This window comes from Vibrio sp. 10N.222.54.A3 (assembly GCF_041474095.1).
In the GTDB taxonomy this organism is placed as follows: Bacteria; Pseudomonadota; Gammaproteobacteria; order Enterobacterales; family Vibrionaceae; genus Vibrio; species Vibrio crassostreae_C.
This window is the reverse complement of record NZ_JBFRTN010000071.1, coordinates 33,093-58,518: the sequence shown is the minus strand read 5'-3', so window position 1 is coordinate 58,518 and position 25,426 is coordinate 33,093. Positions and strand designations below refer to the sequence as shown.

Here is a 25,426-nt window from a genome sequence, read left to right as displayed (position 1 = left end):
GTAGCGCATGACGAAGACCCTCTTTCGCCAATCATTTCTTTTTGACAGCCTAGATCTTGAGCAAGAAGTGGTTGCAGGACAGACCGTACTGAGTAACGGTGTTCAAATTAAGCTTCATCAACGCGGTGTCTTGGAAGTGATTCCCGCGGAGTATAATTCTGAAACCAAGAACATCATCTTTTCAACAGGTGTTCATGGCGACGAAACTTCACCAATGGAGCTGATTGATAAGCTCATTGAGGATATTGAAACAGGCTTCCAAGAAGTGACAGCAAGATGTTTGTTCATCATTGCTCACCCAGAAGCAACCAACGCGCATACTCGTTTTCTTGATGTGAATATGAACCGTCTGTTTGATGAAAAACAGCATGAGAGTAATCGAGAAGTGGACATCGCGAAGAACCTTAAGTACTTGGTTACTGAGTTTTACAAGGAAACGGAACCTGCCACTCGTTGGCATCTAGATTTGCACTGTGCAATCCGTTTATCTAAGCATTACTCGTTTGCAGTGAGCCCTAAAGTTCGCCACGAAGTACGCAGTAAAGAGCTGTTTGATTTCATTAACAGTGCGCACGTGGAAGCAGTGTTGTTGTCAAATGCGCCAACCAGTACATTCAGTTGGTACAGTGCTGAAAACTTCGAAGCGCAAGCACTGACAATGGAACTAGGGCAGGTCGCGAGAATTGGTGAGAACCAACTTGATAAGCTAACGGCTTTTGACTTGGCGATGCGTAACTTGATTGCTGAAGTTGAGCCAGAGCATTTACCTAAGCGAACCATCACTTATCGCGTGAGCAGAACCATTGTTCGTTTACATGATGACTTCGATTTCATGTTCTCAGATTCTGTAGAGAACTTTACCGCGTTCAAGCACGGTGAAGTATTCGGTCATGATGGTGATAAACCGTTAATGGCTAAGAATGAAAACGAAGCGGTGGTGTTCCCTAATCGTAATGTTGCTATCGGTCAACGAGCAGCCTTAATGGTGTGTGAAGTTGAAACGCGATTCGACCATGGTCAGCTTGTGTACGATTAATATCGACTCGGGTTTAAACGACGAAAACAACCGCTCAACTGGTTGAAATATCAAGGTTCACATTACGGTGTGAGCCTTGAGTTTATTTGGGGATACAGGTAAGGTTACGCGAACATTTTCAAAGTAGCTTGATATGGATTTCCAACAACTTCTTCACCAAAAACAGCGCAAATGGACTAGAGCCATTTATCTGATGGCAGCACTGCTTGTCGCGCTGAGTGCAATTTACCTAATGGTTGGCGATCTCTTCATTTCCCCTCTGGACACCTTGTCCACGTTAGAACAAAAACTACTGATTGATTTACGCTTACCTCGATTATTAGCAGCTATTGCTATCGGGGCAGGGCTAGCAGTATCTGGCGCAAGCTTACAAGTCTTATTAGGCAACGTATTGGCTGAGCCTGGTGTGCTCGGCATTTCTGGCGGTGCAAGCTTAGCCATGGTTATTGTGCTGTTCTTCTTGCCGTTTGCTCCGACTCCAGAACTGTTCATGATTGCCGCCGTTTTAGGCTCGCTCTGTTTCACCGTGATACTGGTGAGCATGGTAAAAACGATGCGACTCACCACGGCTAAATTACTGCTGGTGGGTGTCGCGTTAGGCATTCTTTCTGGCGCGATGGTGACATGGGCGTTCTATTTTAGTGATGACTTAAGTCTACGCTTATTGATGTATTGGCTGATGGGCAGCTTAGGTGGCGTCACTTGGTATCAACACTCGCTCACGTTGGTGATGATCCCCGTGATTATTTGGCTGTGCCTGCAAGGTAGTAAGCTAGATAAGTTAATGATTGGCGAAACGCATGCCGCACAGTTAGGCGTAAACGTACCGAGATTGCGCTGGCGTCTAATTTTCGCCGTGTCTATTTTAGTCGGCTGCGCGGTAGCTTTAGGTGGCGTGATCAGCTTTGTTGGCTTGGTTGTGCCACACTTATTGCGTTTAGCGATTGGTACTGATAACAAATACCTTCTTCCTTTGTCTGCCGTTGCTGGCGCTGCGTTGTTGGTGTTTGCTGATATCTGTGCAAGAACCTTATTAGATTCCGCGGAGCTGCCTTTGGGTGTGATGACCACCAGTATCGGTGCGCCTATCTTCATTTGGATGTTAATTAAAAATCATGATTCAAATTAAGAGCCTGAGCGTCGGCGCTCGTTTATTACCACTATCATTTGAGCTCAAGCAAGGGCAGGTGACTCACGTTATCGGCCCTAATGGCAGCGGTAAAAGTACCTTGCTCGAAGCGATATCTGGAATTGGTGATGGTTACAAAGGCGATATAAAGATCGACGGGCAGGATTTGTCGGAGCTGTCTTTACAAGATTTATCATTGCATCGTGCTTACTTGTGCCAAAGCGCAAGGCCAGCCTTCAACTTAGAAGTGTTCCAATATCTTGCATTGTCACTGCCAAGCTCCTCACACGGCCTTGATGTTGAAATCAACGCAGCTTTGGAAGAAATCAGCCAGATGCTAGACATTGCAGACAAACTTCATCGCTCAATTCAGACACTGTCTGGTGGTGAATGGCAACGCGTACGTTTGGCGGGAATGTGCCTGCAAATTTGGCCGACACTTAACCCATACGCGAAGCTGCTGATCCTCGACGAACCCGCAGCTCCGTTGGATATTGCTCAAGAAGCCTTGTTGTACAAGCTCATTGAACGAGTGGCAGAGAAGGGCATCGCTGTGATCATGGCTAACCATGATTTGAACAGAACACTAAGACACGCAGACCAAGTGTTGTTGCTCGATAAAGGTGTACTTCAAGCATCAGGCTCAGCTGATCAAGTGCTTACCCCTGATCAGCTAGAGTCCGTGTTCAACACCGAAGTCAAAAGTATCTCGGTCGACAATCAAACTTATCTGCTGTTTGGTTAACTTAAGCTCATCAATACAAGGCAATCTATATGTTTAGATATATTCAACGACGACGAATCAAGAAAGTAATCAAATCACTTTCTGCAAAGTTGGTGAAAGCGTACGGAAGCAGTGACTTTTTCTCTATTGGGCAAGTAGAAACGAGTTCATGTGAATTAAGTAAGCGCCAACAACTGGTTGCCTTAGCATTGTTTGCTGATCCACAAGACCTTGCTGCTGAAATTGCTCCAGCCATTCAATTGCTGCGTAATAATGTGTCTAATGACTTCTTCGGTGGTGAGGAATATAACGCGCGTGATGTACTTAATTTGTTGGGCGGTGGCGGTTGGAAGGGCGGTCGTATGGACGATGATATGTCGAATCGATTTGGCATGAATAGCCGCTATTAGTTTAGCTCGTTCAAATTAACGTTTAATGATTTATCCATTTATAAACGTATACGCTCAATAGCTTAGCGACTTTACAGCAGTCTCAACAACGTAATAATAATGATGATAAAAAGCACTCAATATCATTATTTATGCGAGCGTTTCACTCCAATTAATTCAATGAAAAAATACCTTCCTAGCGATCTATTTTCTTAGGGAATGCGTAATTTTTGTCGGTAAAAATTGATAATTCGAACCAATATCATCTATCTACAACGCATTTGTTTGAGTTGTGTGATGCTGATTCCTATTAATATAAAACCCGCTGTTATTGATAAAATTGACGTATATATTTTTCGTTGTTCTTTAAGTCGGAAACTATAAACCTTCGAATTACAGTGCTGGTTGGTTAGTAACCAATTGGTTTTGTGTTTAGGGTAAAATAATAGAGAGTGGGAAAGTGACAACAATAAATAATAATATTCTAAAAATAGCAGTGGGTATGGCTATGCTATCGAGTGTGCCGTCAGTGGCAAATGCTCATGGTTGGTCTGAGTTTCCAAGCGCGCGTCAGAACACGTGTTACGAGCAAGGCGGGATTTGGTCGGGTACACCACCTAATGCTGCGTGTGCTCAAGCAAAAGACATTTCGGGTTCATACCCGTTTGTTCAACGTAACGAGTACGCGAAAAATGTCCAAGATTTCAATAATATCAATGCTGTAAAAGCGGCGATTCCTGACGGCACGTTATGTTATGCCAACGATTCGCAAAAACGCGGCATGGGTGCGCCTCATACTGGTTGGACTCGTACCGAGCTAAATACTGGTACGTTTGAATATGTATTCAATGCGACAGCGCCACACAACCCTTCTTTCTGGGAGTTCTACCTAACGAAACCAAACGCGGACCTAAGCAAAGGCCTAGCGTGGGGAGACTTAGATCTTATCCAAGAAGAGGGTAACGTTCCGGTTAATGGCGGCAAGTACCGCATTAATGTCACTATTCCTTCAGACCGTTCTGGCGATGCGATTCTATTCGTTCGTTGGCAACGTGATGATGCTGCGGGCGAAGGCTTCTACAACTGTTCAGACATCACTATCGCGGGTGGCACAACCCCTCCACCAGAGCCTACACCTCAACCTGATCTAGTCCGTGGCGACCTGTTTGTTTCTGACCAGTTTGGTACGCCAGAAATTGGTGATACGGTTAAGTACGACATCATCAACAAGTACGGTGAAGTCGCGCGTAGCTTCGACATCGTTATCGACGCTTCAAACGTTAACGATTGGGCTCGCTTGTTGGCTTCAGAGATTAACGGCTGGCACGAAGAGTTTAAAGATGGCGCGATCTTCATTGGTGATTGGCACGCTGAAATGCAGCACTACATGTACTTCCAAAACGATCCTTCACGCAACTTCTTCAACTCAAAAGATAGCCGTGCTTCTGGTCAGTTAACGCTGATTGACGGTGGCGACGGTGGTGTTGAACCACTGAAAGGTGATATCTACGAGCTAGTGAAGAGTGACAACGTAGTGAATGCTGGCGACAAAGTTGTAATTGCAACAAGCGAAGCGGCGACATTGACTCAAACTCAAGGTACTTCTGTAAGCATTCAAAATAACGGCACGGCTTCTATCGTAGTTGATACCACTGGCATCACTGCAAACGAAACTTTATCGTTTATGGCTAGCTCGATTGAAAGCGACAGTGTTGAAACCTTCACTTTTGAAGTAATTGCTGATGACGGTGGCGTAACACCAGACCCAGATCCAACGCCGGATCCTGATCCGACTCCTGACCCAGACCCTACGCCAGATCCAGGTACGTGGGACTCATCAGCGACTTACCTTGGTGGCGAAGTCGTGACTTACTCGAACCAGTCATGGAAAGCACAATGGTGGGTTCAAGGTGGTACTAACCCTAAAGCGACTTACGAAAATGACAAATGGGGCGTTTGGCGTCCAGCCAACTAATCTTAACTATTGTTAGTTAATTAGCCTTGCAATAATAACCAAGACACCACACTTTTTGACGAGTGTGGTGTCTTTTTTAGCGTCTGCATTTGCGGTTTTGAATGTCATCAGCCTAGAAAAAGTGATTCAGGAACGAAGTCTTAATCACTCAGCACGGCTCTATAAGAAGATGAGAGTTATATAGAAAACAAGAGCTATATAACGTTTTGTAATGTGTTGAAGAATTATTCCAGAGTAAGGTTTTGCTTAATCTCATCGTTAAGATACCCCTGATCAAAATCTGGTGTCATGAATTCGACGAAGGAGGAGTCTAGATAGCTGGTTTCTAGATAACTCGGCTCTAGATAATGGGAGTCTAAGTGATCAGCACTTACGTAGGTGGGAATCGCAGAAAACAAAACGATACTGATCGCTGCAGCGATATCAATGGCTTTGTTACGTTGAGAAGTAATTTTCATAGTAGTGCCCTCGAAAGGTGGGCAAATCCATCTGCCTATGAGAATTGAATCTGAGATATTTAGAAGTCGTAAGACAAACCAAGTGTGATGATGCTGTCGTTGTCGATCGGGCCCATCGATTGGCCGTTCAAGTAAAGGTCACCTTCGTTGGTGTTGAAATAGGTGTATTTCACGTAGGGTGTCCAGTCGTCGATGCTTTTAGAGAGAACGACTTCGTGCTCATTGGTACGGTAGTCGCCTTGATGAAAGATTACGTTGTCATCGTTGTGGGTAAACCCGCCATTGGATCCATCACTGTTTTCGTGAGTGTATTGATAAGCTAAATCCCAGCCTGCGAGTGAGTACCCCGCACCGGCGATGAACTTATTGGTGTTGATCGTGGTGTCGCTTACATTCTCGAGTACTTGCCCTGACTGGTTATATCCCAATCCACCGAATACATTGAAGTTGTCGTTCACTTGATAATCGATAATACCTTCGATTAATAACTCTTCACCGTTGTCCCATTTACTAAGTTCACCGTATAAGTTGAACGTGAAAGATTCGCTGATGTGAAAATCGTGCCCGTAACCCGCTGCCAACCAACCCTGGTCATCAAAACCTATATAGACTTGTCCATTTTCTGAGGTATCGATTAATGCGCCAGCTTCTGTGGTGTAGACACCGTTATCAGCAGCATTAGAGGCAACGTTTTGTTCGATGTAAACTTGAGTCGAAGTCGCAAACGCTGCGCTGCTGAGTAACGTAAGTGGTAGAGCAATAAGGTTAAGTTTTTTCATGGATTCTCCAGTGTCGTTCTATTGAATTAACTTGCTGGAGAGTATGTGATTAAACTGAATTTATATTAATAGGGTTAACTTTAGTTAAAACCTCAGTTTCATTTATGTTTCCTTAATGCTGATTTGATTGCTTCACGGGTTTTGATGTGCTGTTCGTCTTTAGCGTAGCGGCGGTGATAGAGCATTCGAAACGTGATCGGTCTTAATTTGATGGGGATAGGGTGAACGCGTAAGCCAAGCGCTGGTGCAAGCATTTCTGCAAAAGAGCGAGTAGAAGCGGCGATATAATCTGTCGTGCTTGCCAAAATCAGCATGCTTGAAATTGAGCTGGTTTCAATTCTGACTTTTCTCGGCTCGATATCGCTCTCTGATAAAAACTCGACCGTGTTCATGTTGGCGCGTTTGATCTTGAGCGCAATATGTTCCTCTTGGAAATACTCTTCTTTACTTAGTGTCTCACCAATTCGAGGGTGGTTGATTCGAGTCAGACACACGGGCTCCTCATCGACGATGGTTTCTTCAATCAATGAGTGTTTCTTACTCGAAAGTACATCAATGACGATATCTACTTTTTGTGCAGTAAGCGCATCAAACAGTTCTTCCTCTTCGAGTGGCGCTTCCGTAAAGCTTACGCCTTCAACCTGGCTAACGAAATGAAGCAAGCTCTCTGTGCAATAGACTTTAAGGTCATTCTTTTGCTGCTCAACCGTTCCAATGATGTTCAATGGGTCTTCTATCTTATTAGCGAGTGATACCGCTGCTCCAGTGGGCGCGATACCTCGTCCTTCTCTCACAAATAAAGCCTTGCCCACGACACCTTCGAGTCTCTTAATAGCCGCGCTTACCGCGGGTTGAGAAATATCGAGCTGCTCTGATGCCACGGTGATAGAGCTGTGTTTGTAAACGGCCAAAAATGTCGTCAGTAGATTAAGGTCCAAATTCAGTTCCCTCTATTCTTATTGCACTCATCCAAATCATGGTGGAGTCGTTATTGACTCATAAATGAAATGGAGGTTTTAAGTAAAGTTTACACTATATATCAAGGTTCTGTTTATTAATAAACTTGTTTGCATCGGAGTGAGGAAGGAACTTCATTCATTTACTAAATACTCAGACCGATAGGTGAAACTATGAGAACTTTCGCAAAATTATCAATCATCTCTACAGCAATGATCATCACGACAACCGCTTTTGCTGCTGACCCAATGATGCAATACAACACCAAGCAGACTAACTCTGATATTCAAAAACTCGAGAAATTTGAATATCACGAGGGTGAAACCCTTGAAGAGTATCTGAGCACTCAACCTAAGGGGAACTTGTACTCTTCAGAAGAAGAAGTGCTTTCTGTGTTAATGGGCGGTGTAAACAATGGTGACTATCGCAAAGAAACCAATTCAGGTTGGAAAGAAGGCCTGATGTTTGAGGGCATTGCACCTTATGGCGATCACATGGTGTCGGGCGCAAACTGGTTCCCACGCACTGAAGAAGTTCAACCGGATGAAATGCGTGTCACGTTCATGGGGACATCACCAATGATTCGCCCGGGGCAGGCAAACACCTCGATATACGTAGAATTGGGTAACGGCTCTAACTTTGTCTTTGATTTAGGTGAAGGATCAATTGCGAACTACGTAGCGGCGGGTGTCGCGATGAATGAACTTGACCATATCTTCATTACTCACTTACACGTAGATCATTACGGCTCATTACCTTATCTGTATCAATTTGGTGGTTGGAATGGTCGCTGGGAAAAGCCGCTTAACATTTATGGCCCAAGTGGTGCGACTCCAGAATATGGCACTCGTCATATGATTGAAGGCATGCAACAAATGTTGAACTGGCACACCGATGCATTTGATGTGTTCCCATCAGGCAACGACATAGTGGTACACGAGTTTGATTTCCGCGACGACGGTGGCGTTATCTATGACCAAGACAATGTGGAAGTGATTCACTGGCGACGCAGTCACGCAAAAGATGGCGCGTCTGGCTATCGCTTAAATTGGACTCAAGATGACGGTCGAGTGCTTTCGTTTGTTTGGACAGGAGACGGTCGCCCAACTGAGTTGGATTTGAAATACGCAAAAGGTGCAGACTTGTTCATTACTGAACTGCAAACCGAAACGTTTGGCGTGTCTTCGATTATTCAAGGTGTGCCGCCATTCTTAGCACGTTACACCGTTGATACTCACCATACACCAGCGTACGCGGCGGGTTATGTGGCGAATGAAGTACAACCGCGCTTGTTCATGACAACGCACATGACATTCGACCCATATCTCAATGAGGAAACCGTTGCAGAGGTTCGCCACCATTGGCAAGGGCCTTACCACTTCGGTGCGCCAGATGGCATTGTCGTTAACATGACTAAAGATAATGCGTGGGTTCGTGAAGGTATTTTACCTGATTTCCCGAATGCGCGAGCGCCACAATTTGATATGGCCGATGGGTCTGACTTTAGAATCCCATTACCGAAAAACAGCCGTGAAGACATACAAGAACAAGAGATTCGTGATTTAGAGTTGGATCCAAAACTGTACTACCCAGAGGGCTACCACCCAGAGCTGTTAACTGAATGGCCAGTCGACCGTGACATCGTGATCCCAGCTGAACAAGTACCAGAAGCAATGAAGCAAGGTATGAACACCAAGCAAGAATACATGGATAGAGTGCGTGCTCACCACAATCTTGAGCGCAAATCGGTAAGTCGTCCAACTGAGCCTGGTGAAGGAGCAGGAACAGACAACAAATAGGGTATTTGTAGTGAGGGCTGATATTGCCCTCACATCCTAAAAAGTTAGGTAAATAAACCCATTATCTTACTCAATCATAAAACTATTGCTTACCACTTCTTTGCTTAGAATATCTGGAGTTCATTATGAAAAAATCAATTTTAGCGGTCGTCATTCTATCTTTAGTGTCAGCGTCTGTTTTCGCTAACGGACAATCCAATGCTCACAACTATCAACCTGGTGCGACGAATAACTCAGAACGTTTAGCGGATATTGATCCTAACTACGAACTGACCTTACCTTCAGAAAAAGAAGGCTACACCATGTATGACAACCAATCCATGTCAGATGGCGGGACCTACACAACGTATGTTAAACCGAATCCTTCCGATGCAATGCATGTCGCCGATGAAGGTTCACTAAAACTAACGCATGGAGAAGGTGGTGTCATTATGACGGAATACACCACAAAGAATGGGCAACATACATTTTCAGTGATGTGCGGCTACACCTCGGGTCCATCATACTGGGCTGACGGAAAACCAGCGAAGGTATGCGAAGAGGCTCAAGCACTAGCGGTTGCATTGGAAGCAAAAGGTGAATGGGAGGTGAAGCCAATGACTTACACCATCGCACCAGCAAGAATCGTAGTTGATAAGTGATTTTTGTCTACAGAACGCTCGTTATATCGAGCCTCGTTATCCAATCATATTGATTATTTGTAGTGAGATAGAGGGGTACTCAGGCTGAAATGGTCTTGAAGTTCCCCTTAACTTGGCTCATCTCACAAGAAGCTAAGTCAGCCAACTAATCAAATTTGTATTCGAAAATACATAAGGTCTATCCCATGAAAAATACCATTAAGCTACTGGCTATCGCATGTGTTTTACTTACTCCAATGCTTGTCGCCGCTGCCGAACATAATCACAGTCACAATCATTTTAACCCTGAATTAGAGAAACTTGGCGACGACATTATTGGTCTAACCGTGTGTTACAAAAATGGGCATCTATCAGAAGAGAATCAAGAACCTGCTTTCATGAATCTTATCAACCACGCCAATGTAGAAGGTGAGGAGTTGGGGATGTACTACATGGATAAGTTGGGCCCTAAAGCTGAGCAAATCATGAGTGATGACGACGCTCGTCGCTTATGGACTCAAGATTATTGTGCTGATTTGACTGACACTTATTTGGATTCAGATAAGTTAGCTCAAAGATCAAATGAACATCAAAGTCATTCACACGGCCACGATCATGGGCATCAACATAATCACGATCATCATGGACATGGCGACTTGACACCAGAGGTACTTGAGCAAGATATCGAACGAGGTCGTTTACTCAGTATCAACTAAGCCTAATAAAATAAACGCACTTACTTTGTTACCTCTTGGCACAAAATGGTAAGACTCGAATCGAGCGAATGACTAGAATTATCTCAAACGAAACAAGTGAATTAGGGCGGATTCTAGTCACTTTATCTTATTCGAATGGACGCTTTTAAAGCTCGAAAGAGGATTATTTTATGTACGAACTCACACTGATTCTAAGCCTAATGATGGGTGGCGCTGACAGCACAGCAGAAATGGAAGTTAACACCCAATTTACGACTCTTGAGCAATGTAATGAAGAAGGCGCAGCGCTAGCTGAGAAGCTAAATGCAACAGACCTTAAAGTCATGCAAGTTCAATGTGAACGTGACTAATCAAGAGAACTAGTTAAACAATATGGGCACATACCTTTGTGTCCATATCACATCAACATAATAACCTAGTCTTTACTCTCTCCATCGGAAACTTTCCGTTAGCCACGACAAGTAAAACCGCACTATTAACAAGCCTTCGTCAGAATACTATTTACCCCGCTTACTAATTTTTTAATTTGAAACAATTTCATCTAACCTATTGTTAAATATTTACTATTTGTTAGTGTGTTTAGGTGCACATTGAGGATGTGTTTCATATTTAGCGAAGAAATATTAGGAGTTGCGATGAGTATTATAGTGAGACGGTCTGAACCGTCAGATGCAAAGGGAATCAAAGAAGTTTACGAATGCACTAATGCTTATACCGGTACGCTGCAACTCCCAAATCCATCTCTGGAAAGCTGGCAAAAACGAATCTCTAATATGCCTGATAACGTGTACTCGTATGTCGCGATGATCGACGATGAGATTGTTGGCAACTTGGGAATGGAAGTGTGCGTGAATCCAAGAAGACGACATGTGGCTTCATTTGGTATGGGTGTTAAAGACGATGTGCTAGGCAAAGGTGTGGGTAGTCAGCTGCTCGCGACCGCGATCGACTTGTGTGATAACTGGATTAACATCAAGCGAATGGAGTTAACGGTATACACCGATAATGAAAGAGCGATCAGCCTGTATAAGAAGTTCGGTTTCGTGATTGAAGGAGAGTCCGCAGGGTTCGCTTTCAGAAATGGCGAATATGTGGCGGCTTATCATATGGCTCGACTGGTATAGCATTTAGCTACGATTAACACACAGCTACGATTAACACAGTTAGAATTAACTGACAGATAATAAAACGCCACGTTATTTAAACGTGGCGTTTGCTATTTTGGTGCGCTGGTGCTTTAAAGAGCTACAGCCATAACCTTAGTTCAGTCGTAAACTTAGTTAAGCCGTTAGTGGCTCAAGGTTCGCAGGACGGTAGTGTACAGATTTTAGTACTTTACCTTGGCGAACTGTCTTGCCTTCCGATACGAAATCTTCCGCACACTTAGCGATGATGTATTCGCCTTTTTGAACCGCCATCAGCTTGATGTTCTGCTCAGCATAGAAAGCTTCTGTTTCAGCATATTCAGTTTCGTTGCGACATACTTTGCTCATGTTGCTTGAGTGTACTTCGTCCCAGCAAGGTAAGAAGTCAATTGAGCGGTTTTTAGAAACATTCAACAGTAGGTCGATCAGGTAGCTGATTGCTAGGTTGTCTTCAACCTTAGCTTGGCCAAGGTGAACCAGACGTCCCATCAAAACATAAACGCTGTCTACGATAGCGTCCGCTTGTTCGATTTTAGAGTCAGCTTCTGCAAGTTCTGTTAGCTCTTCGATCGCTAGAGAGGTATGTAGCGTATCGCCTTTTTCGTCCATTGTTTCAGGAGCAGCAACCGGCAGATCAAAAGTACTGCGGAACTCTTCAATGTCGCGGTAAAGGTGATCGTAGATTTCTTGGTTTAGTTGAGAAAGGTTCATATTCCTATCCATTTTGTTTCGTTAATGGATCATTTTAACAAAGGTAGTAATGGGGTGCTAACGCAAAGTGGAAGAACGCGACTTTTATTCATTGGACCAATGAGGTATTTTGCATACAAACTAATTGATTATTATGTTTTTTTACACTTTACTCTTCTTAATATACGAAATATTAATGTTGCCATTAATGTCAGCAGTAGTGGAATCCCATTTATGAACCAAGCCAGTGAAAGCGAAATTGTTATACGCCGCTTGTATCAAATCACCAATGATTATCGAAAGGGCTTCGATATTCAGATCGCTCAGCTGCTTATTATGGGGCTTGAACGCTTCAACCTTGATATTGGTATCTTATCGAAAGTCGATGGCAATACTTATGTTGTTGAACATTGTGTTACGCCTGAAGGGGTAGAACTCAATAGCGGTGACACTTTTGATTATCGTTCAACCTATTGCGAAATTACCTGTAAATCGATTGGTCCTATCTGTATTGAGCATTGTGGCAAACACGATAAGTATGCGAAGCATCCTGCTTACCAGTCTTTTGGCTTGGAGTCTTATATTGGGGTTCCCATTTTCGTTAATGATGAGCTTTATGGCACCTTAAACTTTTCAAGCCCAGCACCCTATCATCGTGAGTTCAAAGAGTTCGATGTCGACGTGATGAGACTAATGGCATCATGGATCGAAGTGGAGCTGGTTAGAAGGCAGCAAGAACGAAAACTCAAAGAGTTGAATGAGAAATTGGAGTATCAAGCTCTGTATGATCCTCTGACACACTTGCCAAATAGACGTTGCTTGTTTAAAACGTTGAATGCGGAAGTCGAGCAGTTAAAAGGCTCTTTAGGAAAGGGAACCTTGGCGGTTGTCGACATCGACTTCTTTAAACAGGTTAACGACATTTACGGTCACCAAATGGGCGATGTTGTATTAAAGAAAGTGGCGAGCGTGCTGAACAATAACACTCAAAAGGGTGAGTTTGTGGCGCGTTTTGGTGGTGAAGAGTTCATTCTTTGGTATCCAAATAAAACACCAAACTATGTTGAAGATAAGTTCATGACTCTTTTGCAAGAGATGAAGAAAATCACACTGGATCGAAAGCCTGTCACTATATCAATTGGTGCGTGTCATTTTGAGTTGAGTACAGGGGATACCAAAGGGGAAAGGATGTCGGCGTTAGATAAGCTCATCAAAGTTGCCGATGAGTGTCTGTACATTGCGAAACAAAATGGACGAGATCAGTTCATTTCTCGTCCATATCATCAAGAGCGCTCAGGAATATGAGCCATCATGTTAGCGATTAACTGAACTATTAACTAAACAAGTAAGGGAACAGTTGACGGCGTTCTTCTGGCGTTAAAGACTCAACTCTTGCGATGTTGGTGTCTGGGATCGCTTCAGGGTTAGGGTAGTGCTTCAGTACCTTTTCCATGCTTGCTTCACGAATCAAATGGTAAACAGGGTATGGAGAGCGATTCGTTAGGTTTTCATCGTCTTCTGGATCCGCACCACCAAAGCAATAGTCAGGATGGAACGTTGCCACTTGGTAAACGCCTTCCCAGTCTTGCTGTTTGATCAACGCTTCAACCCAATCAATGAACATGTTGTAGTCGAAGAAATCTTGCAGCATGTTAGGAACCACCACTAAAGTCGTCTCTAATTCAGCAACTGGCGTATTATCTAACTCTACGAAATGCGTCATGATGTCTTCCAGTAACGCTTCTTCCGTATTCGCTTCACTCACAAAGATCTTAATCTGTTTATTACGTTGTGGCTTGGCTGCGAATGGGCACAGGTTTAGGCCAATAACGACATCGTCTAACCATTGTTTAACTTGGTCGTGGATGGTTTGAAGATCTGTGCTTTGAGTGTTCGACATAACAGGTTCCGAAATGAAATTTTGCGTAGGATATCAGAACGGACGTTAATCAAAAGCAATAATTGAGTTACAAACTCAGTCGTAGTTATGCTTGTGCGAGTTTGGAAGTCGATACTTGTAGCTGTTTCAACTGATAGACCCAAGCAAATATCGCGACATAGAAGATTGAACCACCTGCAATCACGCCATTCCAACCGAACAGTTGCCAGCAATATAAAAGCAAGAATCCACCTAAACTACCGCCAATATAATAGTGAACCAGATAGAGCGCGGTCGCTGTCGCCTTAGCGCTCGGTGCTTTTTGACTCACCCAAGAGTAGGCAAGAGTGTGGGCAAAGAACGCACCGCCACTAATCAATAACAAGCCAGCTAACATGAACGGGACTTTATCGACCGCAGAAACCAGCATTCCAATTAAGCTAATGCACACGCCCATCAAAATTCCGTTTAACGGATCAAAGCGAAGTGTCCATTTGTTTGATAGCTTAGAGCTGACCGTACCGGCCAAGTAACATAGGAATATCAGCGAAGCTAAACCTACAGGCACTGAATGAGGCGCAGAGACTAGCCTAAAGCCCATCACCGAGTACAGGTTAACGAACAGAGCAAAGTTAGCACCCCCAATCAACATCGCGAGCCACAGTGTACGGTTTTTTAAGTGCATCATTACAGAGCGGTTATGGTGAAAGAACAGGCCTTTCTGTGGCTTAAAGTTTTGTTGGTCAGGTAAGCTATATGCAATATAGAGAGCGCCAAGCAAAGAGCCGACAACGAAAAACAAAACTGTCGCATGCCAGTCGAAATAATCCGTAATCAAGCCACCCAATACACGTCCGAAGATTCCACCCAATGAGTTGGCCGCAATATAACCTCCAATCGCGACAGCAAAGGCTTTGGGTGTTAACTCCTCAACCATATAGGCAACCGCCACACCAGCAAACGCCGCCACAGCGATGCCCATAAATGCGCGGGCAATAACGAGTTGCAACAAGGTAGTCGTGAACACCATGCTTAACCCTATTAATGGGATAGCGAACAGACTGAACAGAATAATGGGTTTACGACCAAAGGTTTCAGAGGCAATTGCCCAAGGTACCAAGCTAATCGAAAGGCCGAGTGTTGTAGCAGCAAACAACCAGTTGATCTGAGTTTCAGATACTTGGAAGTGCTCCGCCATGTGCGGCAAGATTGGCTGAAAGAGGTAAAGGTTACAGAAAATGATAAACGAGCCAATCGCCAATGATTGGGTGATGCGTTTGTATTGAAGACTGCCTTTATCAAACATTTACGTTGTGCCTGCACGAGTTAGTAAGCTATTTGTGAACAAGTTATCAGCACAAGTGTGATTAAAGAAATATATTAAAAATATCACCTCTATATATTAAATATATCGCCATGCTTGAATCAAAACCTCTTCGACATTTTCTGGCTGTTGCGCAGTTTGGTAACTTCACTCAGGCCGCCAAAGCGCTGCATATCGCGCAGCCCGCATTGAGCATTTCTATTAAAAAACTAGAACAGACGCTTGAGTTGATTCTATTCCGTCGAGGCGATAAATCCGTCACTTTAACGGAGGAGGGCAAAGTACTGTTTGAGCATGCAAAGCGAATCGCCCAGCAGTTTGATGATGCTCAGCTCGCGATGAATGAACTAAAGGGGCTAGAAAAAGGCGAGGTTCGATTAGGCGCTCCAAGTATGATGGGCAGTTACTTTTTCCCCCAAGTAGTGATGGCATTTAAAAGCCAATACCCAAACCTAAAGTTGACCTTGATTGATGCTGGCACCGCATCGATTCGTGAAATGCTGTTAAACGGCGAACTCGATATTGGCGTAATTAATCATGAGAACGTTCCAGATGATTTGGAAACGGATCATCTGTTAAGTTCTGAGATGGTCGCCGTTGTCGGTAAGGAGCATCCGCTAGCACAACAGCCTTCGATGACCTTTGAAGAATTCTTTGCTCAAGAGCTGATCATGTTTAAATCGGGCTATTTCCACCGCGATTTTATTGATGCGACCTGTAAGAAGTACGATCTTGATATGACCATTGCGTTTGAAACCAACTTGCTCCCGATGATTCTTTCTATCGTTAAACAAGAGTTTGCGATCACCGCGCTGTTGAGCTTAGTGACGGAATATGAGAAAGACGTGATAGGCGTGCCATTTAAAGACCCTGTAAAACTGAATCTATCGTTGGCCTGGAGAAAGGAAGGGTATTTGTCGAAAGCTGACAGAACCTTTATTGATTTCGTTAAGCGGTATGTGTGATTTAGTAAGATTTAATTAAACAAAGCCCGAACATCCTAGATTGGATATTCGGGCTTTGTTGTATAGAAGTATGACTGGCTCAGAGCACGTTAGGTGTTCTTTGAGTTATACATCTTATCGAAGTTTTTCTGATTCCAGCCGACCATCACTTGATCGCCGATTTTAAGCACGGGGATAGAACGAGCACCCATTGCTTGCAATTCTTTACGGCCACGCTGCATCTTTGCATTCGTCAGGCGGTAAACAATTTTCTTAGAGTCTAAATACCTTTGGGCATCTTTACAGTGCGGGCATTTGTCTGCGACGTACAATACAACACGTTTCATTTTTTCATTCTCTTGGTGAATCTCGCTAAAGTGTAACGAATCCTAGGTGATTAGAAAAGTGTGATCAGTTACACTATGCGGCTCAATTTTCAAGACCACAACGTATTGTCGTGGTGTAACTTGTACGGTCTTTCAGCATGCATCCTTCTTTACGCTATATTCAAGGCTATCCTAAGCACATTCTTGATCCTGTTACTCAACTTGTAGAGTCGGGTAAATTGGTGCCTTGGTTTGAAGCTCGCTACCCAAAGAATCATGAAATAAAAAGCGAGAAAGCCCTGTTTGACTATGCGATTGAGATAAAAAATCGCTACATGAAAAAAACACCACCGATCAGCAAAGTGATTTACGACGGCAAGATACACCTAATCAATAATGCGTTAGGTCTGCATTCTTACGTTGCTAAGAATCACGGTGGAAAGATCAAATCAAAGAATGAAATTCGTATCGCCAGTGTTTTTAAAAATGCACCAGAACCTTTGCTAAGAATGCTGGTGGTACACGAACTGGCGCATATCAAAGAGAAAGAGCACGACAAAGCCTTTTACCAACTATGCTGTCACATGGAATCGGAATATCATCAACTTGAGTTGGATGCCCGTTTATTCATGATGTATTTAGATTTAAAGAAGTAGCCCAATGAGCCAATCACAAAATAGAACGACGCTAAGCCTGTCGAAAAACAGCACTTCATCAGCAAAAACAAAAGACAACCAAGCTGATGTTAAGCCAAGTACAGCTAAGCCAAGCAGCGACAAGCGTATTTCTACAAAGAACACATCTGATAAAAGCCGCAAGAATAGTGCACCTAAAGGCGCGGGCAATAACAAAGCAAAGCGACCTTTTGCAAAAGATAGCAGAGGTAAACCGGGTGCCAATAAAGGATCATCGAATAAGGGTTCTTTCAATAAAACGGCTTTTAACAAGAACGCAGCTCAGAAAAGACGCTCGGCTGAAAAACCTCAAGGTGGATTACACCCAAGAAACCAGCACACTGGCCGCTATAACTTCGAGTTACTAGTTGCAGCCTTGCCTGAGCTAAAAGAGCATCTGATCAAGAATCCGGTTGGCGAAGACACCATTAATTTCTCTGATCCATTGGCTGTTAAGCTACTCAACAAAGCTTTGTTGGCGCATCACTATGGCGTTAAACATTGGGATATTCCTGCTGGTTACTTGTGCCCGCCAATTCCTGGTCGTGCAGACTACATTCACAGAGTGGCCGACATCCTTAATAGCGATGGCCAAGGTGAACCCTATAACCACGCGTCTGTGAAAGCATTAGATATTGGTGTCGGTGCAAACTGTATCTACCCAATCATTGGTGCGACAGAGTATAAGTGGCGTTGTACAGGGACAGATGTTGATTCAGTCTCCATCAAAACAGCGAACTTCATAGCGGAAAGCAACCCTAATCTAAAAGGTAAGATCCGCGCTCGCCTACAAGCTGACTCTGAATCTATCTTTAAGGGCGTGATTAAGGATAATGAACGTTACGATGTCACTATTTGTAATCCTCCATTCCACAGCTCTCTTGAAGAGGCTGAAAAGGGGTCACAACGTAAACTGGATAATCTAGCGGCGAACCGTGCTAAGAAAGCCGGTCAGTCATTCAAGCCTGAAACGAACAAGAAGCCAGTTAAGTTAGATAAATCAACTAAGCAAGCTAAACCAACCTTAAACTTTGGTGGTCAAAAAGCCGAGCTTTGGTGCCCAGGTGGTGAAGCCGCTTTCATTATGAAGATGGCAAGAGAGAGTCAACTTTTTGCTACTCAAGTTTTGTGGTTTACGACATTGATTTCTAAGAAAGATAACGTCGATATGGTTCGTTCAGAGCTTGGCAAGCTTAGAGCTAAACAAGTGAAAGTCGTCGAGATGTCACAAGGCCAGAAGGTAAGTCGCTTTATCGCATGGACCTTTATGGACGATGAGCAAAGACAAGAGTGGATCGCGCTAAAATAGCGGCTGCACTTAGTTAAGATATTAAGTTGAAATTACGTAGGGGCTTGTTGTTAACGCAACAAGCCCGTTTTTTTGTGTTTTTCATATGCGCTAAGCAGAAAGTAACTCATCTAACTTACTCTGATATTTCTTCTCTAGAGCACTGTTACCTGCTTTGTTTTCGAGCTCGACCAAGATTTTAAGCGATGGAATTTGGTAGCCATAACGCTGGTGGAATTTGAATAAACGGATTCGAGCGTCATTGTAATCGGCGTCACTCACTTCAATTTTTGATAACTGTAGTATCGATTTCACGCGGTTTGGATCGTGGTCAATCGCTCTGCTGAAGTAGTACTTCGCTTGGTCTGTATTGCCAGCCTTAAATGCGCAAAACGCGGCGTTTTCATAACTTGCAGACACCAAGTAGTAGTAGGGTTGGTCGATGGCGCGATTGAAGTAATTATCGGCTTGTTCGTATTCGCCCTGTTTACACAAGAAGGTACCGTAGTTGTTCAATACATTGCCATTTCTTGAATCAAGACTGAGTGCTTTGCGGTAAGTGCTTCTCGCTTCATCTACTTCACCCACTTGTTCGTAGTAATGCGCCATTGAAAGCCGAGCACGGTAGTAGCTAGGTGCGTGTTTAATCGCGAGCTCAAGGTTTTCACGCGCTCTCACCATATTGCCTTGTCCCATATAGCCCAAACCTAATTCGATTCGAGATTCAGACATCGCGATAGGATCACTTTCAATCTTTGGCGGTCCTTCAGTGACAGAGACACAACCGGCCAAGGAAAGCGAGGCAAGTAGTACCACACTTGATAACGAAAGAGGGCGGGACAACGAAATCGGATTTGAAAATGATGGCTTGGCAGGCATGTGAAGCTCCTTATGAACACCAACCCATCATATGAAATCAAACCCATTGAAGTCGTAAATCTATCATGGAATGCGACCCACACACCATAAAAAAACCGCGTCCAATTCGTCGTTTTATCAACAACATACTGAACACGGTTTATGTGTTTGTGAATCGGAAGAAAGAACTTAATCGTCTTTGGTAAAGTTGTCTTCGCTGAAATGATCCAGATCGTAAGGCGTTTGTTGGTAAACGCAGTAGTTTAGCCAGTTTGAGAACAACAAGTGTCCGTGGCTGCGCCAGCTTGCAACCGGTTTGTTGTCTGGATTGTTATTCGGGTAGTAGTTGATTGGTATCACAGGCTCCATGCCTTCACCCAAATCTCGAATGTACTCATTGTGAAGTGTGTGAGAGTCGTACTCAGGGTGACCCGTTACAAACACGTTTCGCTTATCTTTGGTTGCTGCTAGGTATACGCCTGCAACATCAGAAGTTGCAAGAACATCAAGGTCAGTATGTTCCGCTAAGTACTCTTGAGAGAAGTCCGCATAGCGAGAGTGCGGAGCTAAGAATGTATCGTCGAAGCCACGTAAAATAGGGTGGTATGGGTTATGTATCTCGTGGTTATAAACACCAGACAGCTTCTCTTTACGAGTGCGTTTTGGCAAATCATATAATAACTTCAAACCAGCCTGAGCCGCCCAACACACGTATAGCGTTGAAGTAACGTGCTTGTTTGCCCATTCCATGATGGTTTTCAGGTGATCCCAGTAGATCACATCTTCAAATTGAACCAAGCCAAGCGGCGCACCAGTGATGATCAATCCATCAAAGTTTCTTTCTTTGACCATTTCAAATTGGCGGTAGAAGTTATCAAGGTGTTCAGTCGGTGTGTTTTTACTTGGTCGGTCATCAATGCGCAGCAGCTCTACATCCACTTGCAATGGGCTGTTCGATAGTAGGCGTAAAAATTGAGTTTCAGTTTCAATCTTCTTCGGCATTAGGTTGAGGATCAAGACTCGAAGTGGACGAATTTCCTGTGTCGATGCTCTTGATAACGGCATAACGAAGATGTTTTCTTCACGAAGAACATCGGATGCTGGCAATTGGTCTGGAATGCGAATAGGCACAGCTTTCTCCCTAAGCTAGATATGTAGACGTCTATACATCTAAATCTATAGTAGTTTGATACGCTTGTCGATATGCAAAATGGATAGATGTAAATTATTTGTGTTTTCTATCAGAAGCAATCCACGCGCTTCGAGGGGAGTCTCATTGTATTCAGTGATTGTCTGAGTCGTGTGTAAGTACTTGGTTTTCGTATGCTGAGCAGAGGCAGTTATCAGAGCAACTCGTTACTATTTACGATAAACTCATGTTTTCGAATTAGCCTGTAAAGTGACAGATGAAGTTAATACTCATTCGAGGGTTGCCCGGCTCTGGCAAATCAACAAAAGCAAAAACCTACGATGCATTGCATGTCGAAGCCGATATGTATTATGTGAATGAGCAAGGTGAGTACCATTTTGATCCTAGGCAGCTGCAACAAGCTCATGAGTGGTGTCAAAACACAGCTGAAAACGGCTTAAAGCAAGGGTTTGATGTGGTTGTTTCGAATACCTTTATTAAGCATTGGGAAATGAAAGCCTACCGCCAACTTGCACTCAAATATAAAGCAGAATTAATTATCGAAGTGTGCCGAGAGCAATATGGCACTATTCACGACATTGAACCTTCAGTAATTAAGCGTATGGCGAAAGACTGGCAAGAATAGCCTCGTTCTTCTTCTGCTTGCGTGGCTGAATGGCAAATAGAATTAAATTAATAGAATAACTCCAAGGTAAAGATTGAAATGGCAAAGCGCTCAGTTGTGGTCGACATGACTTCTTATGGTATCTATTCCACGTGGGATTCCAAATCTAAAGACCTTCCAAAAATCCAAGAGTTCACCACCACCGTTGATGCTGAAATCGACGTGGAATTTGGCTATATCTTGAATATCAAAAAAGCCAAAGGCGAAAAGATCCGCTACTGCATCTATCACCCGAATATCACCACAGACAAGGGCGAAGTGCTCGAACCGTTCGATGGTGAAGAGTATGTCGGCAACAATGACTGGGATTTCTACTTAGGTGACACTATCTGGGCACCTGTCTCGAACAAGTTAGGTAAATGGCGCATGACGGTTGAGCTAAAAGGCAACATTATTGCTGATAAGACATTCGACCTCGTAGCAAAAGACGAAGGCCAATTCTGGAAGCGTAGAGGGTTTTAGATTCGACCTTCTATGTTCACCTAAATAGCAAAAAGCCGAGCATCGTGTTGATGTCTCGGCTTTTTTCATTGTGCTAGATAGAAGTGACTACCCAACTAATGGATTCGATTATTGCGTTACGTAAGCCACAACAAACTCAGTGATTGCGACCATGTCTTTCACTGCAATGTACTCTTCAGTGGTGTGAACTTTCGCCATACCAGTAGAAAGGTTAACTGTTGTCAGGCCTTTTGCGTTGAAGTTGTTTGCATCGCTACCGCCGCCAGTGCGTTTAGTGTTCGCTGTGACGCCAAGCTTCTCAAACGCCGATTTGATAGAAAGAATGTGCGGATGATCGTCTGCAATAACGAATGCATCGTAAGCACGAGTTGATTCGATTTCTACTTCAGCGCCGAACTGCTTAGCACTTTCTTGGAATGTAGAGATCATATGTTCAACTTGAGCCGTTAGCTTTTCGCCGTTTAGAGAACGTGCTTCAGCCACGACTTTAAGCTCTGGCATTACGATGTTAGTCGCTTGACCACCTTCAACAATACCAACGTTTGCTGTCGTTTCTTCATCGATACGAAGTAGGTTCATCTTAGTGATTGCGTCTGCAGCAACCTGAATTGCGCTGATGCCTTCTTCTGGTGCTAAGCCAGCGTGAGCAGGGCGACCTTTGATGTTAGCTACAATCTTCTGTTGGCCAGGCGCTGCGTTTACGATGGTGCCAATTGGGCCGCCTGTATCAAGTACGATTGCGTGCTCAGATTGAATGTAAGACATGTCGAAGTTCAAAGAACCGAACAGACCGCCTTCTTCGAATACAGTAAACGCAATCTCGATAGTTTTGTGCTCTTGGCCTTCTGCTTTGATGCAACGAACCGCTTCCATGATAGCTGCGATACCAGACTTGTCGTCACCACCTAGAATTGTGTTGCCTTTTGAACGGATGATACCGTCTTCGATGATTGGCTCAATGCCGATGCCTGGCGTTACTGTGTCCATGTGGCAGCTGAACACTGTGCTACCTGGAAGAGTGCCATCTAGACGAGCGTAGATGTTGAAACCGTTAGATACTTCTTCAGGAACCGCCAGTTTGTGAACTTCAAAACCTAGTTCACCGAGTTGCTCAGCCAAAGCTTCAGCAATCGCTTTTTCGTTACGAGATTCACTATCAATTTTCACTAGATCGCAGAAATGTTCTACAAGACGTTGTTCATTAATTTGGGTCATTGTTAATTCTCATTATGCTTCCGCTTGTTCAAAAAGAAGCCGCGGAGGTAGGAACAGGAAAATCACTATAACGCCAATGAGGTAGATGATTGTCTGAGTTAAATCAAGAAAGTTGCCTGATTATTCTAATTAATGAGAAAAACCCAATTCAGATCCACCAGTGCGCAGGATTTTAATCTGTATATCTGTCGGGTATAATGTTTGACCGCTCTTAAAAAAACGTCAATAAAATTGGAATTCAATCAATAATGGCCCTGATAAATGAATAGAAACAATGTGTTAGGTTCATTCCTTTTCGTGGTGCTGATGAGTATTGTGCTGGGGCTGTATTTGCTCTATCCAACTTATGACGACGATTTAAAGCATATTCGCCCTGAAAACCCGAGTGTTTATAGTCCAGAGAAAGAGTTATCACTCTCTCAATATGGATCTGCGTTGATCGATATTCTCGATGTATCTCGTGGTGACCCTAATTTAGCTTCCCTACAACTTGAGGCTCTCCAAGCCAAGTTCCCAGACCAAGATAAAGCCATCTATCGTGCTTACGAATTGATGATTTTGTCCAACCTCGCGCAACATAAGTTGGATACCGAAGCGGTTTCCGAATACGTCAGGCAGATTAAAGCACTCGCACAACACGAACATATGGGTTGGCTAAAGGCCCAATCTCTCGTTGAATTGGCGATTGAATACATCAGTAAGGGTGAGCTAGCGGAATCTGAAATCCAAATCAGAGCAGCGATAGATATCGCAGAATCGCTTCACTATGAAGAGTTGTTGATTAAGGCCTATAACACGGCTGGTGTCATCAATAACATCCGCAATGACTTTCCTGAAGCTCAATACTTTTTCCATAAAGGTTTAGACCTTGGTAAGAAGTACCCTCATCACATCTACAACAGCAAGTTAGTGTCAAATATGGCACTGCTTTATATCTATTTGGAAGACTGGCCTAAAGCGCTCAAGCTGATTAAAAGAGCCAAAAAGCTCTATTACAAGAGTGGACTACTCGAAGCGTCTACCATCGGCGTGCTGCATGTGAATGAGTCTTTTGCTTATCTGCGCAGTGGTGATTTAGTCAAAGGCCGAGAAGCATATCAAAGTGCGGCTAAGATAAATGGCGATAACGTGAGTGAACGATACAAAATCATCCTATTAAAAGCAGAGAGTGATGTGTTGTTGGCGGAAAAGAACTTTGAGTCAGCACGACAAGTCGCAAACTTGTGTCTTAGATACCCAGGCGTGGACAAATACACACTTCAATTGGGGCAGTGTTACCTAAATAGAGCCTTAGCGAACATTGGTTTGAACCGAGATAATTTTGTTTTTGCTGATCTAAAGCGATCGTCTGCAATGTTCGATGTTGTGGGGACTCGCAGCTGGAAGGTCCTCGGCTTAAGAACACTTGCTGAATACTATGATTCAAGAGGCGACAGCGAGAACGCACTTCGCTACTTCAAGCTCTATTACAAGGGTAATAAAGCGCTGCTATTTGATAAGCGCCAGAGTGATATCTTTTTACTCGAGCAAGATTTCGCTACGGCATCATTAGCTCAAGAAAACGAACTGCTTAACGCAGAAAAAGAGTTGGGTGAGCTGACATTAGATAAGCAGCAATTACGGAATCGAATCGTCGTCGCTTTGGGTATCATGGTGATGATAAGCGCCACGTTACTATTGATAAGGTTACGCTCGATCCAGAAGACCAACAAAGAACTACTTAAGCAATCAACAAGATGCGAACTGACAGGCTTATACAATAGGCGTTACTTAGAGCAACGGTTAACTCAGCCGATGCCACATCATTTGTCGTCGTTTGGGTATACGCTCGCTATTCTAGATTTAGACCGCTTCAAACAAGTTAATGACACTTATGGCCATGATATTGGTGACCAAGTGCTGGTGGAAGTCGCTAAGCGTTTAGAGAAAATCTTATCAACAAACGATGTAGTGGCAAGATGGGGTGGGGAAGAGTTTGTTTTGTTGCTGGCTGGGAATCAAGATCCTAATAAAGAGCTTAAGCTTATAAGGCAAGCGATCGCTGACCGAGCGATTGAAACGCATTCTGGCCCATTAGAATTAACCACATCGATTGGTGCGACGACTCATCTAACGGAGCAACAGTTGAATAGCCGTACCTATAAGAAACACTTGAAATCGGCAGACGATGCTTTGTATCAAGCTAAGCAGTCAGGGCGCAATAAAGTCGTTATCATTTGAGTTCC

General features: G+C 43.7%; 27 protein-coding genes. 17 read left to right on the top strand and 10 right to left on the bottom strand.

The window, feature by feature from the left end; translation table 11 throughout:
* The first annotated feature begins 7 nt into the window (after positions 1-7).
* The 5 genes from AB4507_RS15515 to AB4507_RS15495 all read left to right on the top strand — a co-directional run bounded on the left by AB4507_RS15515 (position 8) and on the right by AB4507_RS15495 (position 5,253).
* A complete protein-coding gene (locus tag AB4507_RS15515) occupies positions 8-1,036 on the top strand; it encodes a succinylglutamate desuccinylase (protein WP_372182918.1) in 1,029 nt (342 codons plus the stop codon).
* Between the two features lie 133 nt (positions 1,037-1,169).
* The gene (gene btuC / locus AB4507_RS15510) at positions 1,170-2,165 is read left to right on the top strand and encodes a vitamin B12 ABC transporter permease BtuC (RefSeq protein WP_017070911.1); all 996 of its coding nucleotides are present in this window, start codon (positions 1,170-1,172) and stop codon (positions 2,163-2,165) included.
* Positions 2,152-2,910 (top strand): vitamin B12 ABC transporter ATP-binding protein BtuD, encoded by a 759-nt coding sequence (btuD, locus tag AB4507_RS15505; protein ID WP_372182917.1) that lies wholly within the window; start codon positions 2,152-2,154, stop codon positions 2,908-2,910. Before btuC ends, btuD begins: the two co-directional genes overlap by 14 nt.
* Before the next feature lie 29 nt (positions 2,911-2,939).
* Positions 2,940-3,299 carry a DUF6559 family protein gene (locus AB4507_RS15500; RefSeq protein WP_102320089.1) on the top strand — a complete coding sequence of 120 codons (360 nt, stop codon included), beginning with the start codon at positions 2,940-2,942 and terminating at the stop codon, positions 3,297-3,299.
* A gap of 487 nt (positions 3,300-3,786) precedes the next feature.
* Positions 3,787-5,253 (top strand): lytic polysaccharide monooxygenase, encoded by a 1,467-nt coding sequence (locus AB4507_RS15495; protein ID WP_371724527.1) that lies wholly within the window; start codon positions 3,787-3,789, stop codon positions 5,251-5,253.
* Between the two features lie 224 nt (positions 5,254-5,477).
* Here the strand turns inward: AB4507_RS15495 and AB4507_RS15490 are convergent, their stop codons facing one another.
* The 3 genes from AB4507_RS15490 to AB4507_RS15480 all read right to left on the bottom strand — a co-directional run bounded on the left by AB4507_RS15490 (position 5,478) and on the right by AB4507_RS15480 (position 7,428).
* Positions 5,478-5,711 carry a hypothetical protein gene (locus AB4507_RS15490; protein ID WP_102427813.1) on the bottom strand — a complete coding sequence of 78 codons (234 nt, stop codon included), beginning with the start codon at positions 5,709-5,711 and terminating at the stop codon, positions 5,478-5,480.
* A gap of 59 nt (positions 5,712-5,770) precedes the next feature.
* Entirely contained in the window at positions 5,771-6,490 is a 720-nt protein-coding gene (locus tag AB4507_RS15485; RefSeq protein WP_372181331.1) for a hypothetical protein, read from the bottom strand.
* A gap of 98 nt (positions 6,491-6,588) precedes the next feature.
* Positions 6,589-7,428, bottom strand: coding sequence for a LysR family transcriptional regulator (locus AB4507_RS15480; RefSeq protein ID WP_017068280.1), 840 nt, complete (start codon positions 7,426-7,428; stop codon positions 6,589-6,591).
* A gap of 192 nt (positions 7,429-7,620) precedes the next feature.
* Between AB4507_RS15480 and gntH the strand changes: the two genes are divergently transcribed.
* From gntH to AB4507_RS15455, 5 genes are all read left to right on the top strand, one after another.
* Positions 7,621-9,246 carry a guanitoxin biosynthesis MBL fold metallo-hydrolase GntH gene (gene gntH, locus AB4507_RS15475; RefSeq protein ID WP_017068281.1) on the top strand — a complete coding sequence of 542 codons (1,626 nt, stop codon included), beginning with the start codon at positions 7,621-7,623 and terminating at the stop codon, positions 9,244-9,246.
* A gap of 125 nt (positions 9,247-9,371) precedes the next feature.
* Entirely contained in the window at positions 9,372-9,887 is a 516-nt protein-coding gene (locus AB4507_RS15470; protein WP_108185530.1) for a hypothetical protein, read from the top strand.
* Positions 9,888-10,072: 185 nt separating this feature from the next.
* Entirely contained in the window at positions 10,073-10,582 is a 510-nt protein-coding gene (locus tag AB4507_RS15465; RefSeq protein ID WP_372182916.1) for a hypothetical protein, read from the top strand.
* Between the two features lie 170 nt (positions 10,583-10,752).
* Positions 10,753-10,932 (top strand): hypothetical protein, encoded by a 180-nt coding sequence (locus AB4507_RS15460; protein WP_017095358.1) that lies wholly within the window; start codon positions 10,753-10,755, stop codon positions 10,930-10,932.
* Between the two features lie 285 nt (positions 10,933-11,217).
* The gene (locus AB4507_RS15455) at positions 11,218-11,706 is read left to right on the top strand and encodes a GNAT family N-acetyltransferase (protein WP_017068284.1); all 489 of its coding nucleotides are present in this window, start codon (positions 11,218-11,220) and stop codon (positions 11,704-11,706) included.
* A 156-nt stretch (positions 11,707-11,862) separates the two neighbouring features.
* Here AB4507_RS15455 and AB4507_RS15450 read toward each other — a convergent pair whose 3' ends face one another.
* Positions 11,863-12,438 carry a nucleoside triphosphate pyrophosphohydrolase family protein gene (locus tag AB4507_RS15450; protein ID WP_304564037.1) on the bottom strand — a complete coding sequence of 192 codons (576 nt, stop codon included), beginning with the start codon at positions 12,436-12,438 and terminating at the stop codon, positions 11,863-11,865.
* Between the two features lie 213 nt (positions 12,439-12,651).
* Here AB4507_RS15450 and AB4507_RS15445 point away from each other — a divergent pair, with 213 nt between their 5' ends.
* Positions 12,652-13,722, top strand: a complete 1,071-nt coding sequence (locus tag AB4507_RS15445; RefSeq protein ID WP_017070903.1) for a diguanylate cyclase domain-containing protein — start codon at positions 12,652-12,654, stop codon at positions 13,720-13,722.
* A 28-nt stretch (positions 13,723-13,750) separates the two neighbouring features.
* Here the strand turns inward: AB4507_RS15445 and AB4507_RS15440 are convergent, their stop codons facing one another.
* Positions 13,751-14,317, bottom strand: a complete 567-nt coding sequence (locus AB4507_RS15440) for a DUF1415 domain-containing protein (RefSeq protein WP_102393884.1) — start codon at positions 14,315-14,317, stop codon at positions 13,751-13,753.
* A gap of 85 nt (positions 14,318-14,402) precedes the next feature.
* On the bottom strand, positions 14,403-15,602 hold the full coding sequence (locus tag AB4507_RS15435) for an MFS transporter (RefSeq protein ID WP_102393885.1): 1,200 nt from the start codon (positions 15,600-15,602) through the stop codon (positions 14,403-14,405).
* Positions 15,603-15,712: 110 nt separating this feature from the next.
* Between AB4507_RS15435 and AB4507_RS15430 the strand changes: the two genes are divergently transcribed.
* Positions 15,713-16,585 carry a LysR family transcriptional regulator gene (locus AB4507_RS15430; RefSeq protein WP_017066171.1) on the top strand — a complete coding sequence of 291 codons (873 nt, stop codon included), beginning with the start codon at positions 15,713-15,715 and terminating at the stop codon, positions 16,583-16,585.
* A gap of 89 nt (positions 16,586-16,674) precedes the next feature.
* Here AB4507_RS15430 and AB4507_RS15425 read toward each other — a convergent pair whose 3' ends face one another.
* Positions 16,675-16,911, bottom strand: coding sequence for a glutaredoxin family protein (locus tag AB4507_RS15425; RefSeq protein ID WP_016786183.1), 237 nt, complete (start codon positions 16,909-16,911; stop codon positions 16,675-16,677).
* Between the two features lie 137 nt (positions 16,912-17,048).
* Here AB4507_RS15425 and AB4507_RS15420 point away from each other — a divergent pair, with 137 nt between their 5' ends.
* Positions 17,049-17,546: a YgjP-like metallopeptidase domain-containing protein gene (locus AB4507_RS15420; RefSeq protein ID WP_102320098.1), complete on the top strand. Its 498-nt coding sequence runs from the start codon at positions 17,049-17,051 to the stop codon at positions 17,544-17,546.
* A gap of 4 nt (positions 17,547-17,550) precedes the next feature.
* Entirely contained in the window at positions 17,551-18,873 is a 1,323-nt protein-coding gene (gene rlmF, locus AB4507_RS15415) for a 23S rRNA (adenine(1618)-N(6))-methyltransferase RlmF (RefSeq protein WP_017066172.1), read from the top strand.
* 90 nt (positions 18,874-18,963) lie between these two features.
* Here the strand turns inward: rlmF and pilW are convergent, their stop codons facing one another.
* Together pilW and metA are read right to left on the bottom strand one after the other, a co-directional pair.
* A complete protein-coding gene (pilW, locus tag AB4507_RS15410) occupies positions 18,964-19,731 on the bottom strand; it encodes a type IV pilus biogenesis/stability protein PilW (RefSeq protein WP_102320099.1) in 768 nt (255 codons plus the stop codon).
* 168 nt (positions 19,732-19,899) lie between these two features.
* On the bottom strand, positions 19,900-20,841 hold the full coding sequence (gene metA / locus AB4507_RS15405; RefSeq protein ID WP_017066439.1) for a homoserine O-succinyltransferase: 942 nt from the start codon (positions 20,839-20,841) through the stop codon (positions 19,900-19,902).
* 275 nt (positions 20,842-21,116) lie between these two features.
* Here metA and AB4507_RS15400 point away from each other — a divergent pair, with 275 nt between their 5' ends.
* Both AB4507_RS15400 and AB4507_RS15395 read left to right on the top strand, forming a co-directional pair.
* Positions 21,117-21,485, top strand: coding sequence for an ATP-binding protein (locus AB4507_RS15400; protein WP_017065537.1), 369 nt, complete (start codon positions 21,117-21,119; stop codon positions 21,483-21,485).
* A 78-nt stretch (positions 21,486-21,563) separates the two neighbouring features.
* A complete protein-coding gene (locus AB4507_RS15395) occupies positions 21,564-21,986 on the top strand; it encodes a DUF3859 domain-containing protein (RefSeq protein WP_019824122.1) in 423 nt (140 codons plus the stop codon).
* A gap of 108 nt (positions 21,987-22,094) precedes the next feature.
* Here the strand turns inward: AB4507_RS15395 and AB4507_RS15390 are convergent, their stop codons facing one another.
* Positions 22,095-23,201: a M20/M25/M40 family metallo-hydrolase gene (locus tag AB4507_RS15390; protein WP_017065539.1), complete on the bottom strand. Its 1,107-nt coding sequence runs from the start codon at positions 23,199-23,201 to the stop codon at positions 22,095-22,097.
* 261 nt (positions 23,202-23,462) lie between these two features.
* Here AB4507_RS15390 and AB4507_RS15385 point away from each other — a divergent pair, with 261 nt between their 5' ends.
* Entirely contained in the window at positions 23,463-25,421 is a 1,959-nt protein-coding gene (locus tag AB4507_RS15385) for a diguanylate cyclase domain-containing protein (protein WP_372182915.1), read from the top strand.
* The last annotated feature ends 5 nt before the right edge of the window (positions 25,422-25,426 follow it).

Coding starts and splice junctions, on each gene's coding strand:
- AB4507_RS15515 (WP_372182918.1), top strand. CDS start 8: ATGACGAAGACCCTCTTTCGCCAATCATTTCTTTTTGACAGCCTAGAT.
- btuC (WP_017070911.1), top strand. CDS start 1,170: ATGGATTTCCAACAACTTCTTCACCAAAAACAGCGCAAATGGACTAGA.
- btuD (WP_372182917.1), top strand. CDS start 2,152: ATGATTCAAATTAAGAGCCTGAGCGTCGGCGCTCGTTTATTACCACTA.
- AB4507_RS15500 (WP_102320089.1), top strand. CDS start 2,940: ATGTTTAGATATATTCAACGACGACGAATCAAGAAAGTAATCAAATCA.
- AB4507_RS15495 (WP_371724527.1), top strand. CDS start 3,787: ATGCTATCGAGTGTGCCGTCAGTGGCAAATGCTCATGGTTGGTCTGAG.
- AB4507_RS15490 (WP_102427813.1), bottom strand. CDS start 5,711: ATGAAAATTACTTCTCAACGTAACAAAGCCATTGATATCGCTGCAGCG.
- AB4507_RS15485 (WP_372181331.1), bottom strand. CDS start 6,490: ATGAAAAAACTTAACCTTATTGCTCTACCACTTACGTTACTCAGCAGC.
- gntH (WP_017068281.1), top strand. CDS start 7,621: ATGAGAACTTTCGCAAAATTATCAATCATCTCTACAGCAATGATCATC.
- AB4507_RS15470 (WP_108185530.1), top strand. CDS start 9,372: ATGAAAAAATCAATTTTAGCGGTCGTCATTCTATCTTTAGTGTCAGCG.
- AB4507_RS15465 (WP_372182916.1), top strand. CDS start 10,073: ATGAAAAATACCATTAAGCTACTGGCTATCGCATGTGTTTTACTTACT.
- AB4507_RS15460 (WP_017095358.1), top strand. CDS start 10,753: ATGTACGAACTCACACTGATTCTAAGCCTAATGATGGGTGGCGCTGAC.
- AB4507_RS15455 (WP_017068284.1), top strand. CDS start 11,218: ATGAGTATTATAGTGAGACGGTCTGAACCGTCAGATGCAAAGGGAATC.
- AB4507_RS15450 (WP_304564037.1), bottom strand. CDS start 12,438: ATGAACCTTTCTCAACTAAACCAAGAAATCTACGATCACCTTTACCGC.
- AB4507_RS15445 (WP_017070903.1), top strand. CDS start 12,652: ATGAACCAAGCCAGTGAAAGCGAAATTGTTATACGCCGCTTGTATCAA.
- AB4507_RS15440 (WP_102393884.1), bottom strand. CDS start 14,317: ATGTCGAACACTCAAAGCACAGATCTTCAAACCATCCACGACCAAGTT.
- AB4507_RS15435 (WP_102393885.1), bottom strand. CDS start 15,602: ATGTTTGATAAAGGCAGTCTTCAATACAAACGCATCACCCAATCATTG.
- AB4507_RS15430 (WP_017066171.1), top strand. CDS start 15,713: ATGCTTGAATCAAAACCTCTTCGACATTTTCTGGCTGTTGCGCAGTTT.
- AB4507_RS15425 (WP_016786183.1), bottom strand. CDS start 16,911: ATGAAACGTGTTGTATTGTACGTCGCAGACAAATGCCCGCACTGTAAA.
- AB4507_RS15420 (WP_102320098.1), top strand. CDS start 17,049: ATGCATCCTTCTTTACGCTATATTCAAGGCTATCCTAAGCACATTCTT.
- rlmF (WP_017066172.1), top strand. CDS start 17,551: ATGAGCCAATCACAAAATAGAACGACGCTAAGCCTGTCGAAAAACAGC.
- pilW (WP_102320099.1), bottom strand. CDS start 19,731: ATGCCTGCCAAGCCATCATTTTCAAATCCGATTTCGTTGTCCCGCCCT.
- AB4507_RS15400 (WP_017065537.1), top strand. CDS start 21,117: ATGAAGTTAATACTCATTCGAGGGTTGCCCGGCTCTGGCAAATCAACA.
- AB4507_RS15395 (WP_019824122.1), top strand. CDS start 21,564: ATGGCAAAGCGCTCAGTTGTGGTCGACATGACTTCTTATGGTATCTAT.
- AB4507_RS15390 (WP_017065539.1), bottom strand. CDS start 23,201: ATGACCCAAATTAATGAACAACGTCTTGTAGAACATTTCTGCGATCTA.
- AB4507_RS15385 (WP_372182915.1), top strand. CDS start 23,463: ATGAATAGAAACAATGTGTTAGGTTCATTCCTTTTCGTGGTGCTGATG.